Annotated in this window: 12 protein-coding genes; 4 read left to right on the top strand and 8 right to left on the bottom strand. The window is 70.6% G+C overall.

Translation table 11 applies throughout. The features are described 5' to 3' along the window. Positions 1-172: 172 nt before the first annotated feature. Both ABZZ17_RS21210 and ABZZ17_RS21205 read right to left on the bottom strand, forming a co-directional pair. Positions 173-1,552: an aspartate aminotransferase family protein gene (locus tag ABZZ17_RS21210; protein ID WP_031144108.1), complete on the bottom strand. Its 1,380-nt coding sequence runs from the start codon at positions 1,550-1,552 to the stop codon at positions 173-175. After that, complete coding sequence (locus tag ABZZ17_RS21205) at positions 1,537-2,040, bottom strand: Lrp/AsnC family transcriptional regulator (RefSeq protein ID WP_356877850.1); 504 nt, start codon at positions 2,038-2,040, stop codon at positions 1,537-1,539. Before ABZZ17_RS21205 ends, ABZZ17_RS21210 begins: the two co-directional genes overlap by 16 nt. A 169-nt stretch (positions 2,041-2,209) precedes the next feature. On the opposite strand from ABZZ17_RS21205, the gene ABZZ17_RS21200 reads away from it, so the two are divergent. From ABZZ17_RS21200 to ABZZ17_RS21190, 3 genes are all read left to right on the top strand, one after another. After that, on the top strand, positions 2,210-3,649 hold the full coding sequence (locus tag ABZZ17_RS21200; RefSeq protein WP_356877849.1) for a gamma-aminobutyraldehyde dehydrogenase: 1,440 nt from the start codon (positions 2,210-2,212) through the stop codon (positions 3,647-3,649). A 101-nt stretch (positions 3,650-3,750) separates the two neighbouring features. Further along, on the top strand, positions 3,751-4,929 hold the full coding sequence (locus ABZZ17_RS21195) for a spermidine/putrescine ABC transporter substrate-binding protein (protein ID WP_356877848.1): 1,179 nt from the start codon (positions 3,751-3,753) through the stop codon (positions 4,927-4,929). Between the two features lie 98 nt (positions 4,930-5,027). Then, positions 5,028-5,570: a hypothetical protein gene (locus ABZZ17_RS21190; protein ID WP_356877847.1), complete on the top strand. Its 543-nt coding sequence runs from the start codon at positions 5,028-5,030 to the stop codon at positions 5,568-5,570. Positions 5,571-5,590: 20 nt separating this feature from the next. On the opposite strand, the gene ABZZ17_RS21185 is transcribed toward ABZZ17_RS21190, so the two are convergent. The 6 genes from ABZZ17_RS21185 to ABZZ17_RS21160 all read right to left on the bottom strand — a co-directional run bounded on the left by ABZZ17_RS21185 (position 5,591) and on the right by ABZZ17_RS21160 (position 11,450). Beyond that, the gene (locus ABZZ17_RS21185) at positions 5,591-6,793 is read right to left on the bottom strand and encodes a serine hydrolase domain-containing protein (protein ID WP_356877846.1); all 1,203 of its coding nucleotides are present in this window, start codon (positions 6,791-6,793) and stop codon (positions 5,591-5,593) included. 144 nt (positions 6,794-6,937) lie between these two features. Beyond that, on the bottom strand, positions 6,938-7,651 hold the full coding sequence (locus ABZZ17_RS21180; protein ID WP_356877845.1) for a response regulator transcription factor: 714 nt from the start codon (positions 7,649-7,651) through the stop codon (positions 6,938-6,940). Continuing rightward, a complete protein-coding gene (locus ABZZ17_RS21175) occupies positions 7,648-8,766 on the bottom strand; it encodes a histidine kinase (RefSeq protein ID WP_356877923.1) in 1,119 nt (372 codons plus the stop codon). Before ABZZ17_RS21175 ends, ABZZ17_RS21180 begins: the two co-directional genes overlap by 4 nt. Positions 8,767-8,825: 59 nt before the next feature. Continuing rightward, positions 8,826-9,515, bottom strand: coding sequence for a glycerophosphodiester phosphodiesterase (locus tag ABZZ17_RS21170; RefSeq protein ID WP_356877844.1), 690 nt, complete (start codon positions 9,513-9,515; stop codon positions 8,826-8,828). 36 nt (positions 9,516-9,551) lie between these two features. Beyond that, positions 9,552-10,577 (bottom strand): adenosine deaminase, encoded by a 1,026-nt coding sequence (locus ABZZ17_RS21165; protein WP_356877843.1) that lies wholly within the window; start codon positions 10,575-10,577, stop codon positions 9,552-9,554. A 303-nt stretch (positions 10,578-10,880) separates the two neighbouring features. Further along, positions 10,881-11,450, bottom strand: a complete 570-nt coding sequence (locus tag ABZZ17_RS21160) for a dienelactone hydrolase family protein (RefSeq protein WP_356877842.1) — start codon at positions 11,448-11,450, stop codon at positions 10,881-10,883. A gap of 56 nt (positions 11,451-11,506) precedes the next feature. Between ABZZ17_RS21160 and ABZZ17_RS21155 the strand changes: the two genes are divergently transcribed. Continuing rightward, a complete protein-coding gene (locus ABZZ17_RS21155; protein ID WP_356877922.1) occupies positions 11,507-12,544 on the top strand; it encodes a mechanosensitive ion channel domain-containing protein in 1,038 nt (345 codons plus the stop codon). Positions 12,545-12,674 lie beyond the last annotated feature (130 nt).

Raw genomic sequence — 12,674 nt, 5'->3', positions numbered from 1 at the left:
ACACCTCCGTCCGGGGGAACGAAGCGGAGCCCTTTCGGTCACTGGCGCCGCACTGAGATGTAAAGAGATGAACCGCTTGGATGGTGACAGCACACGGCCCGGACCCTCCGTTCTCACTCGAACGGAGGGTCCGGGCCGTGTGGCCGGACGATTCGGGTCCGGTCCGCGCCTGTCAGAGCTTGGTCCACGCCTCGGTGAGCACCGAGCGCAGGATGCCTTCGATCTCGTCGAAGGTGCCCTGGTCCGCGATCAGCGGCGGGGCCAGCTGGATGACCGGGTCCCCACGGTCGTCGGCGCGGCAGTACAGGCCGTTCTCGAAGAGCGCCTTGGAGAGGAAGCCGTAGAGCACGCGCTCCGTCTCCTCGTCCGTGAAGGACTCCTTGGTGACCTTGTCCTTCACGAGCTCGATGCCGTAGAAGAAGCCGTTGCCGCGGACGTCGCCGACGATCGGAAGGTCGTGCAGCTTCTTCAGGGTGTTGAAGAAGTTGCCCTCCTGGTCCAGCACGTGCTGGTTCAGGCCTTCCTTGTCGAAGATGTCGAGGTTGGCGAGGGCCACCGCGGAGGACACCGGGTGTCCGCCGAAGGTGTAGCCGTGCAGGAAGGTGTTGTCGCCCTTGTAGAAGGGCTCCGCGAGGCGGTCCGAGATGATGCAGGCACCGATCGGGGAGTAGCCCGAGGTCATGCCCTTGGCGCAGGTGATCATGTCCGGCACGTAGTCGAACTTGTCACAGGCGAACATCGTGCCCAGACGGCCGAACGCGCAGATCGTCTCGTCGGAGACGAGGAGCACGTCGTACTCGTCGCAGATCTCGCGGACCCGCTGGAAGTACCCGGGCGGCGGCGGGAAGCAGCCGCCGGCGTTCTGCACCGGCTCCAGGAAGACGGCGGCGACGGTGTCGGCGCCCTCGAACAGGATCTCCTGCTCGATCTGGTCGGCGCACCAGCGGCCGTAGGCCTCGGGGTCGTCGCCGAAGATCGGGGCGCGGTAGATGTTGGTGTTCGGCACCTTGTGCGCGCCGGGGACCAGCGGCTCGAAGGGGGCCTTGAGGGCCGGCAGGCCGGTGATGGACAGGGCGCCCTGCGGGGTGCCGTGGTAGGCGACCGCACGCGAGATGACCTTGTACTTGGTGTGCTTGCCCTGCAGCTTGAAGTACTGCTTGGCGAGCTTCCAGGCGGTCTCGACGGCCTCGCCGCCACCGGTGGTGAAGAAGACCTTGTTCAGGTCACCGGGGGCGTAGTGGGCGAGGCGCTCGGCGAGCTCCACGGCCTTGGGGTGCGCGTACGACCAGATGGGGAAGAACGCGAGTTCCTGCGCCTGCTTGTAGGCGACCTCGGCCAGTTCCTTGCGGCCGTGACCGGCGTTGACCACGAACAGGCCGGCGAGGCCGTCCAGGTAGCGCTTGCCCTTGTCGTCCCAGATGTAGGTGCCCTCGCCCCGGACGATGGTGGGGACGGGGGAGTTCTCGTAGGACGACATGCGGGTGAAGTGCATCCACAGGTGGTCGTACGCGGTCTTGGAGAGGTCCTGGCTCACGGTTATCGGGTTCCCCACATGTAGGTCTGCTTCTTCAGCTTCAGGTAAACGAAGCTTTCGGTTGATCGCACGCCGGGGAGCGTGCGGATCTTCTTGTTGATCGTTTCGAGTAGGTGGTCGTCGTCCTCGCAGACGATTTCCACCATCAGGTCGAACGACCCCGCGGTCATCACCACGTACTCGCACTCGGCCATGTCGGTCAGCGCGTCGGCCACCGGGTCGAGGTCTCCCTCGACGTTGATGCCGACCATGGCCTGCCGTCGCAGGCCCACGGTGAGCGGGTCGGTGACGGCGACGATCTGCATGACTCCCTGGTCGAGCAGCTTCTGCACGCGCTGGCGTACGGCCGCTTCGGACAGGCCGACGGCCTTGCCGATCGATGCATAGGGACGGCGGCCGTCCTCTTGCAGTTGCTCGATGATCGCCAGGGACACAGCATTGACCGAAGGGGACGGTTGTCTGTTCCTGGAATCTGCGCTTCGACTGACCACGACCTCACTGTGCACGAGGAGTCGTCTGTTCCGCAACCCGTAAGCGATGAAATCCGTTGTGCGAAGTCTTCGATTGCACGGATTTCGTAGTTGGCTGTGTCTGGCTCTGTCGAAAGCGTCACCCGAGGGGCTAGGCTGGGGATTCGTCTCAATCATTGGACATGTGATCAGGAGAGTGGCTGTAGTGACCACCGAACTGCGTCGTCTGCGCAACTACATCGGCGGGGAGTTCAAGGACGCCGCCGACGGGCGGACCACCGAGGTGGTCAATCCCGCCACCGGCGAGGCGTACGCGACGGCCCCCCTGTCCGGCCAGGCCGACGTGGACGCGGCCATGGCCGCCGCCGCGGCCGCCTTCCCGGGCTGGCGCGACACCACCCCGTCCGAGCGGCAGAAGGCCCTGCTCAGGATCGCGGACGCCTTCGAGGCGCGCGCGGACGAGCTGGTCGCCGCCGAGTCGGAGAACACCGGCAAGCCGCTGGGCCTGACGGCCAGCGAGGAGCTGCCGCCGATGGTGGACCAGATCCGCTTCTTCGCCGGTGCCGCCCGCCTGCTGGAGGGCCGTTCGGCCGGCGAGTACATGGACGGGATGACCTCGATCATCCGCCGCGAGCCGGTCGGCGTCTGCGCCCAGGTCGCGCCGTGGAACTACCCGATGATGATGGCCGTGTGGAAGTTCGCCCCGGCGATCGCCGCGGGCAACACCGTGGTGCTCAAGCCCTCGGACACCACCCCGGCCTCCACCGTCCTCATGGCGGAGATCATCGACTCGGTCCTGCCCAAGGGCGTCTTCAACGTCATCTGCGGCGACCGCGAGACCGGCAAGGCCATGGTCGAGCACTCCACCCCGGCGATGGCCTCCATCACCGGCTCGGTGCGCGCGGGCATGCAGGTCGCCGAGAGCGCCTCCAAGGACGTCAAGCGCGTCCACCTGGAGCTCGGCGGCAAGGCCCCGGTCGTGGTCTTCCCGGACGCCGACATCGCCAAGGCCGTCGAGGACATCGCGGTCGCGGGTTACTTCAACGCGGGCCAGGACTGTACCGCCGCCACCCGCGTGCTCGTGCACGAGTCGGTCCACGACGAGTTCGTGGCCGCGCTTGCCAAGGCCGCCTCGGACACCAAGACCGGTCAGCCGGACGACGAGGACGTGCTCTACGGTCCGCTGAACAACCCGAACCAGCTCAAGCAGGTCGCGGGCTTCATCGAGCGCCTCCCGGCCCACGCCAAGGTCGAGGCGGGCGGCCACCAGGTCGGCGACAAGGGCTACTTCTACGCCCCGACCGTCGTCTCCGGCCTCAAGCAGGACGACGAGATCATCCAGAACGAGGTCTTCGGCCCCGTCATCACCGTCCAGTCCTTCACGGACGAGGCCCAGGCCCTGGAGTACGCGAACGGCGTCGAGTTCGCCCTCGCCTCCTCCGTGTGGACCAAGGACCACGGCCGCGCGATGCGGATGTCCAAGAACCTCGACTTCGGCTGCGTGTGGATCAACACCCACATCCCGCTCGTCGCCGAGATGCCCCACGGCGGCTTCAAGAAGTCCGGCTACGGCAAGGACCTCTCCGCCTACGGCTTCGAGGACTACACCCGCATCAAGCACGTCATGACCTCGCTCGACGGCTGATCCCGCACGGTGATCACACTGATCACCGCAGGGCTCTGAAGGGGCGGGCAGTAGACACCTTGTCTATTGCCCGCCCCTTCGGCGTGTCCGAGGCTGTGCCCATGCCTGAACTCGCCTTCTCCCGCCGCGCGGCGCTGCGCGGCCTCGGTGCCGCGGGCCTGGTGGCCGCCCTCGGCGGCTGCGGTGTTCCCGCCGCCTACGTCCCGCAGGAGCGGCGGCGGGGCGAGGACCTCTCCGCCCGGGACCGGAGCGTCGCCTTCTCGAACTGGCCGCTCTACATCGACACCGACGAGGAGGACGAGGAGAGCCGCCCGACGCTCGACGCCTTCTCCGAGCGGACCGGCATCGAGGTCCGGTACACCGAGGAGATCAACGACAACGACGAGTTCTTCGGCAAGATCAGCCCGGCTCTGATGAACCGCCAGGCCACCGGCCACGACCTCGTCGTCGTCAGCGACTGGATGGCGGCCCGCTTCGTCCACCTGGGCTGGGCCCAGGAAATGGACCGCGCGGCTCAGGGAAACGTCACCAAGTACCTGGATCCGCAGCTGCGTTCCCCCGCCTTCGACGAGGGCCGGCTGCACACCGTCCCCTGGCAGTCGGGCATCACGGGCATCGCCTACAACCGCAGGGCGCTGGGCCGCGAGATCAAGTCCGTCAAGGACCTCTGGCAGCCGGACCTGGCGGGCAAGGTGACGCTCTTCTCCGGACTCGACGAGTCCTTCGCCCTGCTGATGCAGGGCAACGGCGTCGACGTCACCCGGTGGACCGAAGCGGACTTCCACCGGATGTGCGACCAGGTCGAGGAGCTGGTGCGCAAGAAGCACGTCCGCCGGTTCACCGGGAACGACTACACCTCCGATCTGAGCAAGGGGGACGTCCTCGCGTGCCAGGCCTACTCCGGTGACGCCATCCAGCTCCAGGCCGACAACCCCGACATCGAGTTCGTGGTCCCCGAAGAGGGGGCCGAGCTCTGGGCCGAGAGCCTGCTCATCCCCAACCTGGCCCGGCACAAGGCCAATGCGGAGGCCCTCGTCGACCACTACTACGACCCCGCGGTGGCCGCGGAACTCGCCGCCTCCGTCAACTACGTCTGCCCCGTGCCCGCCGCCCGGGAGGTGCTGGCCGGCTCCCCGGACAAGGAGACCGCCGAACTGGCCGGGAACCCGCTGATCTTCCCCGACGCCGACATGCGCCAACGCCTGGCCGTGGCCCGGGACATCTCCTCGGCCGAACGCCGTTCCCTCGCCCGGCGCTGGAACTCCATCGTCGGGCTCTGACCGCCGCCGGCCGCGTCCGCGCCATACGAGACCCGAAGAGTTGAACACGTTCATGAAATTGGCTGAACGTGTTCAACTTCGGGAGTAGGGTGTCTTCCATGAGCGAGAGAAGCGCCCTTGAGCGGCGGATCCGTGCCTGGCTTGCCCTGTTCCTCGTCTGCCTGGTCCTCAGCGGACTCACCGCCTTCCCCCTCGTCACGGAGCTCCGGTGGGCGAACGCCCTGGTCTCCAACGACTGGCTCCAGCGGGTCGGGGACGGCCTCACACGGGCCGACGCCGAGTACCCCTTCCTCCTCTACGGCACCGACTGGCTGGCCTTCGCCCACCTGGTGATCGCCGTCTTCTTCTACGGCGTCCACCGCGACCCCGTCCGCAACATCTGGATCGTCGAGGCCGGCATGGTGGCCTGCGCCGGGATCATCCCGCTGGCCCTGATCTGCGGCCCGATCCGCGGCATCCCCTTCTGGTGGTCGGTCATCGACATGTCCTTCGGCGTCTTCGGGGTGATACCCCTGCTGATCCTGCGCCGCATGATCAAGCGCCTGGAGGCCCTGCCCCTGCCCCAGCCCCTGGGCGCCCAGCCTGTGGAGGCCCAGCCCCTGGACGCCCGGCCCGCCGAGCACCTGCCCGCCGGCGCCTGAGCGCGGGCCGCTGCCCCGCCCTACCCGGCGAAGGCCGCGTTCACGATGCCGAGGGCCACCCTGTTCATGTCCGGGCCCTTGGCGTCGGTGGAGTTCACCGAGTACACGAGGGTGCGCGACAGGTCGCGGGTACCGCCGATCACGGTGTTGTAGCCGTGCCGCCCGCCCGTCTTGCCCCAGGCCTCCTTGCCGCCCGGCAGGGCGAACCGCTTCATCCCCGCCGTCAGTTCCGCCGGGGCCCCGGTGGTGAAGTCCGGCACGTCCGGCACCGTGAACATCTCCTCCAGCTGAGCCCCGGGCACCAGCCGGCCGCCGAACAGGGCCTTCGTGAAGCGCTCCAGGTCCGCCGTGGTCGAGATGAGGTCCCCGGCGGCCCACTCCCGCGAGGAGCCCCACTCCGTGACGTCGACCAGCTTCCTGCCGCCGTCGGGCAGCGGCACCGCCTGGTAACCCCGGTTGTGCGGGCCGGGTATGCGCGTCTGCCGCGGGCCCGGCAGTGAGGTGCCGCGCAGGCCGAGCGGCTGGAAGATCCGCTTCGTCAGGGCCTTCTCGTACGAGGTGCCGGTCACCTTCTCGATCAGCACACCCAGGATCGTGTAGTCGATGTTCAGGTAGTGCTGCCTCGTCCCCGGGTCGAACTCCGGCCCCTTCGCCACCGCGTTGGCGATCAGGGCGCGCGGGTCGTCGAGGTCGAACCGGTGGGCGTAGGCCTCCTCGAACGTGTCGGCCGGACTGTCGGCCGGGCGGATTCCGCTGGTGTAGTTCAGCAACTGCCGCACGGTGACCGGCTTGAACGACGCGGGCAGCAGCCCCGGCAGGTACTCCTGCACCGTCCCGTCCAGGCGCAGCCGGCCCTCGGCGGCCAGCTGGAGCACCACCGCCGAGGTGAAGGTCTTCGTCACCGACCCGGCCCGGAAGCGGCCCTCCTCGACCGCCGGGCGCCCCGTCCGGACGTCGGCGACGCCGGACGCGCCCCGCCAGCTGCCACTCGTACCACCCACCCGGACCAGCGCGGCCGTCGCGTCCTCGTGGTCCGCGCCGAGACCCGCGACGGCCTTCTCCAGCGCCGCCGCGTTCGGCGGAGCCGAGAAGACGGGCGGAACGGCCCCCGCCGAAACGGGCACGGGAACCGGATCGGGCGCGGCGTGCGCCGCGACCGCCGGACCGCAGGCCACGCCCAGGACCAGAGCGGCGGCGATCAGCGTACGGGTCGTTGCGTTCATGGTGGTTCCCCCTGTGAGATCCCGGGACCGGCTGCCCCGACGACCTCAATGTTGCTGGTCACGGGGGTGGTTGCGGATCACCAGCGAGAGGGGTCTTCAGCGGTACGACAACTCACCGGCGCGGGGGAGCCGACACGCCGCCTCTCACTCCCCAGAGGGAGAATCCCGCGTCCCGGACACCCCCGCGGGAGCGGTGGCCCCCGCCGCGATCAGCCCCGTCTCGTACGCGCAGATCACCGCCTGGATCCGGTCCCGCAGCCCCAGCTTCGCCAGCACGTTCCCCACGTGCGACTTCACGGTGTGCTCGCTCACCGTCAGCGCCGCCGCGATCTCCGCGTTCGACAGCCCCCGCCCCAGGTGCAGCAGCGTCTCCCGCTCCCGGGCCGTCAGCACCTCCAGCCGGTGCGCGGACAGCTCCCGCGCCGCCGGCCGGGCCGTCGCCGCCGTGTACTCCTCGATCAGCCGCCGCGCCACCGAGGGCGCCAGCAGGGACTCGCCCGCCGCCACCACCCGTACCGCGTGCACCAGGTCGTCCCGCCGGACGTCCTTCAGCAGGAAACCGCTGGCCCCCGCGTGCAGCGCCTCGTACACGTACGCGTCCGAGTCGAAGGTCGTCAGCATCACCGTCCGGCACGCACCGCGCGCCGAGATCGCCCGGCAGGCCTCGATCCCGTCCAGCACCGGCATCCGGATGTCCAGCAGCGCCACGTCCGGAGCGAGCCGGGCCACCGCCTCCACCGCCGCCGCGCCGTCCCCGACCTCCGCCACGACCTCGATGTCCTCCTGGAAGTCCAGGATCATCGCGAAGCCGCTGCGCACCAGCTCCTGGTCGTCGGCCACCACCACACGGATCGTCACGTCCCCACCTCCAGCGGGGACGTTACAAGATCCACCCGCACCACGAACCCGGTCCCGTCCGGGCCCGGTCCCGTCCAGGCCGTACCGCCGTGGGCGGCCGCCCGCTCGCGGACGCCGATCAGCCCGTGCCCGCCGGCCGGCGCCCCGGACGGGACCCCGCCGGGCCCCCGCCCGTCGTCGGCGACCGTCACCGTCAGCGCCGCCGACCCGTAGTCCAGCCGTACGTCCACCGCACCGGCCCCGGCGTGCTTGACCACGTTCGTCAGGGCCTCCTGCACCACCCGGTGCACCGTCGCCTCCAGCGCGGCGGGCAGCTCGCGCACCTCGCCCGTCCGCGCGTACGACACCCTCGGCCCGCTCGCCCGCACCCGGTCCAGCAGGGCGGGCAGCGCCGCGATCCCCGGCTGCGGCGCACGCGGCGCCGCCTCCTGCGTCCGCAGCACGCCCAGCATCGTGCGCAGCTGCGCCATCGCGTCCCGGCCCGTCTCGGCGATCGCCTCGAAGGCCGCCTCGGCCCGGGCCGGAGCACTGCGCACCGCGACCGGGCCCGCCTCGGCCTGCACGATCATGATGCTGACCGCGTGCGAGAGGACGTCGTGCATCTCCCGTGCGATCCGGGCGCGTTCGCGCACCGCCGCCTGCTCCGCCTCGATCCGGTTCGCCCGTTCCAGCTGGGCCGCCCGGTCCTCGACGGCGGCCGTGTAGGCCTGGCGGGTGGCCTGGAGCCGCCCGAGGGCGTACGCCGCCGCGAACACGAACAGCGTGAACAGCAGTTCCCGGGCCGTGCGCGTGTTGAGCGCCACCGAGATCACGATGATCACCACCGCCACCCCGCCCATGACGAGCCGCACCCGCTCCGGGCAGTGCAGCGCGATCGTGTACAGGCAGATCAGCCCGGTGTACGGCAGCGGCTGCCCGGGACCGTCCAGGGCCAGCTGGTAGACCGACCCGGCCGCCACGACCGCGAACAGCATCAGCACGGGCGCCCGCCGCCGCCACACCAGCGGAAGGTTGCCCAGCACCGTGACCAGGTACGCCGTCCAGGTCGCGGGATCCTCCCGCGGATCCCGGGGCACGACGAACGGGATGGCGGTGGCCAGCTGCACCAGCAGCATCAGCCCCAGGTCCTGCCGGCGCGGATCCGCCCGCCGCACCCACTCCCCCCAGGCGCGTATCACCGGCCGAGGCCGGCTCTCACGGCCGTCAGCACGTCCACCCGGTTCGTGGTGATCGCGTCGACGCCCGCCGTCAGGAGCGCCCGCATCGACCGCTTGGTGTCGGCGGTCCACGCCGACACCAGGAGCCCGTCCCGGTGCAGGGCGTCCGTCAGCGGCCGGTCGACCAGCCCGAAGCGGTAGTTGAGCCAGCGCGGGCGCACCGCGTCGATCAGTACCCGGCGCGGCGGCGACAGCGTCGTCCAGGTCAGGGCGATCTCCGCGGCCGGATCGGCGGCACGCACCGCCAGCATGGTGTTCGGGCCCGCGCAGTAGTAGGTGCGCTCGCCCGCACCGCACTCCCGCACCAGGCCCACGACGGTCCGCACGGCCTCGGACGACGCGCCGGGCAGGTCGAGCATCAGCCGGCCGGCCCCGGCCTCCATCAGGGCCTGACGGAGGGTCGGGACCCGGCCCTCCGTCAGTTCCTTGAGCTGCGGGGCCGTCACGGCGTCGAGCCGCACGTCGTGCCCCCACAGCCGCTCGAGCGTGTCGTCGTGGAGCAGGACCGGTACCCCGTCGCGGGTCAGGCGGACGTCGACCTCCACCGCGTCCGCTCCCCGTGCGAAGGCGGAGCGGACGGAGGCGAGGGTGTTCTCACGGAACCGGTAGGGATCGCCGCGGTGGCCGACGGCAGTCAGAGTGCTCATGGCCCCATTCTCGGGGCCGGAGCGCTCGACGGAAGGTCAGCGCGACAGCCAGGCCGCCGTGTAGGCGTCGATCTCCGCGCTCAGCTTCGCCTTGCCGCCCTCGTCCAGGAACGAGGCCTCGACGGCGTTCTTCGCCAGGCGCGCGAGCCCGAGCTCGTCGAGGTCCAGCAGCCGGGCGGCGACCGCGTACTCGTTGTTGAGGTCGGATCCGAACATCGGCGGGTCGTCGCTGTTGATGGTGACGAGCACGCCCGCGGCCACCATCTGCTTCACCGGGTGCTCGTCGAGGTTCGCGACGGCGCGGGTGGCGATGTTGGAGGTCGGGCAGACCTCCAGGGCGATGCGGTGCTCGGCGAGGTACGCCAGCAGCTCAGGGTCCTGCGCCGCGCTGGTGCCGTGGCCGATGCGCTCGGCGCCCAGCTCGCGGACGGCGTCCCAGACGCTCTCGGGGCCGGTGGTCTCGCCGGAGTGCGGCACGCTGTGCAGGCCGGCGGCGCGGGCCCGGTCGAAGTACGGCTTGAACTGCGGGCGCGGTACGCCGATCTCGGGGCCACCGAGCCCGAAGGACACCAGGCCGTCGGGGCGCAGGTCGACGGCGAGGCGGGTGGTCTCCTCGGCCGCCTCCAGGCCGGCCTCGCCGGGGATGTCGAAGCACCAGCGCAGGATGACGCCGAGCTCGGTCTCGGCGGCCTTGCGGGCGTCCTCGATGGCCTCCATGAAGGCCTTCTCGTCGATGCCGCGGCGGGTCGAGGAGTACGGGGTGATGGTCAGCTCGGCGTAGCGGATGTTCTGCCGGGCCATGTCGCGGGCCACCTCGAAGGTGAGCAGCCGGACGTCCTCGGGGGTGCGCACGAGGTCGACGACCGACAGGTAGACCTCGATGAAGTGGGCGAAGTCGGTGAAGGTGAAGTAGTCGGCCAGCGCCTCGGGGTCGGTGGGGACCTTCGAGTCGGGGTGGCGGGAGGCGAGTTCGGCCACGATGCGCGGGGAGGCCGAACCGACGTGGTGGACGTGCAGTTCGGCCTTGGGCAGCCCCGCGATGAAGGGGTGCAGGTCGGGCATGGGTGTGCCTCCGTGGGCGCGCGGGTGCGGTCAGGTCGGCTTCATCGTAGGCAGCCCCCGGGCCTGTCGGCGGCAGCGCCCAGGTCGTCCCTTCCGGATCGTGCCGGGCGGCACCGGCCCGGCACGATCCGGAAGAGACGGCCTAGTGCCGTGACCGGAAAGGTCCACCGGGTCGCGACGCCCGGCACGGCACCTCTCCGCGTTGTCGGACCACGGAGGTACGTCCAGTACGAGCCGCGGCCCTCCGCCTTGAGACGCACCGCACCGGACGCCGCGACCCGGCAAACCTTCCCGGCCACGGCACTAGAGGGTGTCGAGGAAGCCGAGCGCCACCTTCCAGGTCTCCTCGGCGGCCTGCGCGTCGTAGTCGTCGAGGTCCGGGTCCGTGAAGAGGTGCCCGGCCCCGGGATAGGTGTGGACCTCCACGTCCGCCCCCGCCCGCCGCATCCGCAGGTACCAGGCCGTCAGCCAGTCGTGCGGCTCGAACGGGTCCGGGTCGGCGATGTGCAGCTGCACCGGCAGCTCGTCCGCGGAGGCGTCCTCCGCCAGGTCCGCCGTACCGTGCAGGAGCAGCAGCCCGCGCGCCTTGTCGTCAGCCAGCGCCAGGTGCTGGGCGACGGAACCGCCGAAGGAGAAGCCCGCGTAGACCAGTCCCTGGTCGGAGTGGGGCGCCGAGGCCAGCACCGCCCGCTTGAGCAGCTCGTCCCGGCCGATCTCCTCCTGGTGGGCGATGCCTTCCTCGACCGTGCCGAACGTGCGCCCCTCGAAGAGGTCGGGCACCTCGACCCGGTGTCCGGCCGCGCGCAGCCGGTCGGCCGCCGCGTGCACCGCGGGCCTCAGCCCGTACGTCGAATGGAAGAGCATGATGTTCATACCTCCATCGTGCCAGTTTCCGGACGCCTCTCGCGGTTACGTTCTCTGGCATGGATATGGAGAAACTCCTGCGTCCGGTCCTCGTCATCGGCATCATCGTGGCGCTGACGCTGCTCGTCGGCTGGCTGCTCGACCTGCTGCTGCGCAAGGTGGACGCCCGGCACCCGGAAACCCCGCTGTGGGGACTGCTGCGGCGCTGCCGCCTGCCCTTCCGGCTGGTCATGGGCACGGCACTGCTCCGGGCCAGCTACCGGAAGGCCGAGGTCCTGCCCGACCACAGCGTCGGCGTGGGCCGCGCGCTGACCCTGGTGATGATCGCCTCGACGGCCTGGCTCCTCGTGGGCATCGCGACGGCGATCGTCGACGCCTCGTACGCGCGCTACGCGGCCGGCGCCCCCGACAACGCCCGGGTCCGCCGGGTCCGCACCCAGGTGGCGCTGATCCAGCGGGTGGTCACGGCCGTCGTCGTCGTGGTCGCCATCGCCGCCATGCTGCTGACCTTCCCGCCGATGCGCACCCTCGGCGCCTCGATGCTGGCCTCGGCCGGGGTCCTCGGCATCGTGGCGGGCATCGCGGCCCAGGCCGCCCTCGGCAACCTCTTCGCCGGGCTGCAGATCGCCTTCGGCGACACCGTGCGCATCGGTGACACCGTGGTCGTGGACAAGGAGTGGGGCACGGTCGAGGAGATCACCCTCACCTTCCTCGTGGTCCGCACCTGGGACGAGCGCCGGATCACGATGCCGGTCTCGTACTTCACCAGCAAGCCCTACGAGAACTGGTCGCGCGGCGGCGCGGAGATGACCGGCACCGTCTTCTGGCACCTGGACCACTCGGCGCCGGTCGCGCTGATGCGGGAGCAGCTGGCGGAGATCCTCAAGGACGTGCCCGAGTGGGACGGCCGGGCGAGCGGTCTGGTCGTCACGGACACCACCCCGAACACCATCCAGGTCCGCGCGGTGGTCACCGCGAAGGACGCCGACGACGTCTGGACCGTGCGCTGCGCGGTCCGCGAGCGGCTGCTCACCTGGCTGACCGCGCACCACCCGTACGCCCTCCCCCGCGTCACGACGGCCGAGGCCGCCCCCCGCCCGTAGCCGCGGCGAGCCCGCGCCCGGGCGGGGAGCGGCTTGCCTAGGGCCTGTCGTCAAACTCCCGTCGTCGCCCGGAGGGCGGCCCTGCGGCGTCTGGTGCGTGCTCTCGGTGCGCCGGGCGGAAGCCCGCGTA

It is taken from the genome of Streptomyces sp. NPDC006512, from assembly GCF_040611935.1.
Taxonomy (GTDB): Bacteria; Actinomycetota; Actinomycetes; order Streptomycetales; family Streptomycetaceae; genus Streptomyces.
The sequence above is the reverse complement of the archived record's forward strand: the minus strand, read 5'-3'. Positions and strand labels throughout refer to the sequence as shown.

What these genes read in the sequence shown, in the direction of transcription:
- ABZZ17_RS21170 (WP_356877844.1), bottom strand. Translation starts at nt 9,515, where the DNA reads ATGAGCACTCTGACTGCCGTCGGCCACCGCGGCGATCCCTACCGGTTC.
- ABZZ17_RS21165 (WP_356877843.1), bottom strand. Translation starts at nt 10,577, where the DNA reads ATGCCCGACCTGCACCCCTTCATCGCGGGGCTGCCCAAGGCCGAACTG.
- ABZZ17_RS21160 (WP_356877842.1), bottom strand. Translation starts at nt 11,450, where the DNA reads ATGAACATCATGCTCTTCCATTCGACGTACGGGCTGAGGCCCGCGGTG.
- ABZZ17_RS21195 (WP_356877848.1), top strand. Translation starts at nt 3,751, where the DNA reads ATGCCTGAACTCGCCTTCTCCCGCCGCGCGGCGCTGCGCGGCCTCGGT.
- ABZZ17_RS21190 (WP_356877847.1), top strand. Translation starts at nt 5,028, where the DNA reads ATGAGCGAGAGAAGCGCCCTTGAGCGGCGGATCCGTGCCTGGCTTGCC.
- ABZZ17_RS21175 (WP_356877923.1), bottom strand. Translation starts at nt 8,766, where the DNA reads ATGCTGCTGGTGCAGCTGGCCACCGCCATCCCGTTCGTCGTGCCCCGG.
- ABZZ17_RS21155 (WP_356877922.1), top strand. Translation starts at nt 11,507, where the DNA reads ATGGAGAAACTCCTGCGTCCGGTCCTCGTCATCGGCATCATCGTGGCG.
- ABZZ17_RS21185 (WP_356877846.1), bottom strand. Translation starts at nt 6,793, where the DNA reads ATGAACGCAACGACCCGTACGCTGATCGCCGCCGCTCTGGTCCTGGGC.